General features: G+C 33.8%; 1 protein-coding gene. It reads right to left on the reverse strand.

The features are described from left to right. Positions 1–2,091: 2,091 nt before the first annotated feature. The coding region (locus tag ASE79_RS20235) for a cytochrome P450 (RefSeq protein ID WP_162237005.1) at positions 2,092–3,637 on the reverse strand (1,546 nt) is incomplete at its 5' end.

Consider the following 3,637-nt stretch of genomic DNA (forward strand, 5'->3'; position numbering starts at 1 on the left):
CAACTATTGATCACAATTCTTTCTACAAACTACGTCATATCAAGTCAGCCATTTTACAATTTGGTTCATAAAGTTCGAAAATAATATTAACATTCACTCGTATTCATATCAAATACATTAATTTTAATTTAACTGTATCTAAGTTACAACAGATTGCAGTGATTTTTGCTGATTTCAAAATATCTATTAATATTGATTCAAAAATACAACATGGCGTTTTTACATTCTGACATTTAAATTTGGAATTCTAATCTACAAACTACATACAAGTTCTTATTCTTTGGAAACCCGCCATAGGTTTATTAAAAAAAACATTGAAACTTAAATTAAAGTCGTCTTTTAGCAAGAATCTAGTTATTTTAATTATTTAAATAATGTTTCTACATGATTATAAGAGTTTTTTACAATATTTCCCCTATTAAGTCTATATTCTACATCTATTTCTAATGTAAACAGTACTACATGTAAAATACAACATCAAACACACTTGCAACACAAATATAACCGAAGAAGTGTAATCAAAGAGTTTCAACTACTCACCACTAGATGACGCTAAACACAATTTCTAACCTACTAAAAAACTACGTTTCTTCGGTCAAATTAAGTATAAACAGCCGATTTTGACGAGAAATTTCTATAAAATTAATAAAAAAGGAACTTTAAGACACTTGATTGACTACTTTTCTAAAAAATCTACACGTTTCTATAGCAAAAATATACTCGTGACGTGAAATAACTATTTAAAATCTAACACTATTGTCACTACGTCATCTATTTGTGAAAAATAACGAAAAAGTCACGAAATATATTTTACTAGCGCAAGCGAAATCCAACAGGCAAGATACAGTCGTTTTTGGTTTTCTAATTCAAAATTATCAACGCTCAATATAATTGTAGTAAAAAGTCATTACAAACAAACTATTAATTAGTTACAAAAGGTTCCAGATAGAGTTCTAGATACGTTAACTGACAGATACTGCCATATAAGTAGTCAAAAGTAAAAACATTTCTTTGGCATTATCTATTAGATAACTATTTTGAACATTAGCTGGAAGCTGTGAATCTAGCCATAAATATACTAAAATATTCAACACTATCTTTTATTAGATAAAAAACAGTAATTTTGTCGTAAAAATATTGAAAACATTGACAAATATGAAACAGAAAAATCGTATTTTTTTATCAGTACACGTCAGCCATCTTCTTTTCCATAGACAACAAACATTTTTCCCGCCTTTTCTTCAAAGAATTTACGTCAGTATGGTTTACCGAAAATATAAAAAGAAATACTTAAAAAAACAATTATTTCAAGAAATAAATAGTTTTGAGCGATATAACCTTGTTTTTTTATTTGTATATTTAATGAGACGCTGTTTTGTTTAAATATAATTTTAGAACTACTCAGTTCTCTAGCTAAAAAAATAGAAGGCAGTGAAGTTAAAAATATCACCAAATAAAAAAAACTTTTTACAAAAAAACAAAACCGACTTTGAAGTCGGTGTCTGCAGGTCTGTTGACTGTGTTTATTTTGCCACCGACTTCTAGAGCCACCAAAATGCCGGAGATATGGATTAACATACATAAAAAAAAAGTACGGTCGAATTGAGAACCTCCTCCTTTTTGGGAAGTCGGTTAAAAAATAATATGCTATCTACTTTAATTTAATGTTATTGAAAAACCTAATTGGCTCTATATCTACAAAATATTTTATCTTGGTTAAAAAAATATAACATAATTACTCAAGCTCTAATTTTGGGCGTAAATTAAAGTATTTACCGACTTTAATTATTTGATGTATTTTCAACTGAATACGAAAACAACCTTTTAAGTTTGCTAAAAAAATGTCTGTCATCGCAATAAATATATTCAAATAGAAAAATAAAATAAGTTTTACTAAACAATTTAGGATGTAGTACATAGAAATATCTATTATCGCAAACCATTCAAATTAAAAAGTTATAAAATTTTCGCTAAAAAGGTAACTACAAAAAAACCTGCAATTTTTTCAAAAAAAAAACAGCGTCAACACAAAACTACAAATAAAAGAACCAAGCGCAAATAATTTACGTACTTTCAAAAAAATCAAAAAGATCAATGTTTTCTCGGGATCAAAAATAGGTTATACGTATCTTTAGGCAAAGCCACACACGCCGGTTTCTGTCTTAGATCTTCCAAATTTTCAGCCCCAATTTCAAACTCCTGCATTATACTGGCAAACATGACGAAACTCATCGTAGTTACTAAAGTTTGACCAATGCACGTTCGCTTACCTATACTAAAAGGCAGGAAATGTGGGATGTTCCTCTTAACAGACCAGACTTCTTTTTCCGTCTCCGCTGGCTTGCTCGGCCTTTCCCCATCAGATTCCATGCCGGAATCACAGAAAGAATTCCTTCGAACCCTAACTTTGGTCTTTTCTAGAAACCTTGATGGGTCAAATTTCTCCGGCTCATTCCAGTATTCCTCTGAAGTGTTTAGTTCATAGTTGTTTATGAAGACTATCGTTCCTTTTTCTACGCCATATCCTGAGATTGCTGCGTTCTCCGTAGCTACATGAGGAACGATAGGGGATGAGGCGTATCTTAGACATTCTAAGACAGTTGCTTCTGTGTATGGCAAACTATGACGGTCGAGTAATGTAACAGGCCTTTTGCCTTTAGTCAAACCGTCTAATTCTGCCCTAATCTTCCTGCCGACTTCAGGGTCTCTCGCCACAGCTGTCAAACATAACATGACAAGATTACCCACCGAAGAATGACCGCCTAGAAAATCTTCAAGCATGAAGATTATAGTATTTCTATCAACCGTCGGGTCTTCATGTAAAACTTTTAGCAACCCATCTAGAAAGTCCTTTTCAGGCCCTTCTATGTCCAGATCCAATTCCCTCTGTTCTACGATCCTTGAAAGAATGAACGAGCGAATATCTGAAGACCAGTTAGACAGTTTATCTAAATGCTTCTTGTAAAAAGGTTGGAGCCACGGCAGAAAATCTAAGGCATAACCTTGGTTAATCTCCCAGAAAATTTCGTCAAAATGGTCGACGATGCGCTTGAAATCTTCGTCGTTTTCGGCGTCAAATCTCACGTTGCACATGTAGTGCGAAAACATATTCATTGCTGTAGTCATTAAGATCGGTTTTAGGTTGATGCTGGAGTCTAAAGTACGGGTTATGTTTTTAAGTGTTTGTAGCAGTTCTATGGATTCGAATGTAGCGACGTCTCCGATGCGCGCGAAGTTGTCGGTGTGTTGTTTGGGTCCACAATGGCGGCGGGCGAGATTTCTTCTTCTTAGTTGAAGGTTTGACCAATCGCATAGTGCTAAGGAATTATTCCTATCGCCAGCAAAAAGTTGATGAAATCGGATAAAGTCAGGCCGTCCGCCGAAGAATTTTCCATTTTGATTCAAGACCTCCCGGATGAGGTCCAAATTATTAACCACTAGGCATTTCGACGTTCCCAATTGCAGCGTAAAAATGTCTCCATAAGTTTTCGCCAAGTCCGTGAAAGACTGGAATGGCGATTCGTGCTTGCCCAAAAGGTGCATATTACCTATTATTGGCAAAGGTGTAGGTCCCGGCGCCTCTTTTAGAACCAAAGTCTTATTTTCACCATATTTATTGAACTTTTTGTAAGTTATG

It is taken from the genome of Sphingomonas sp. Leaf28 (assembly GCF_001421685.1).
GTDB lineage: Bacteria > Pseudomonadota > Alphaproteobacteria > Sphingomonadales > Sphingomonadaceae > Sphingomonas > Sphingomonas aurantiaca.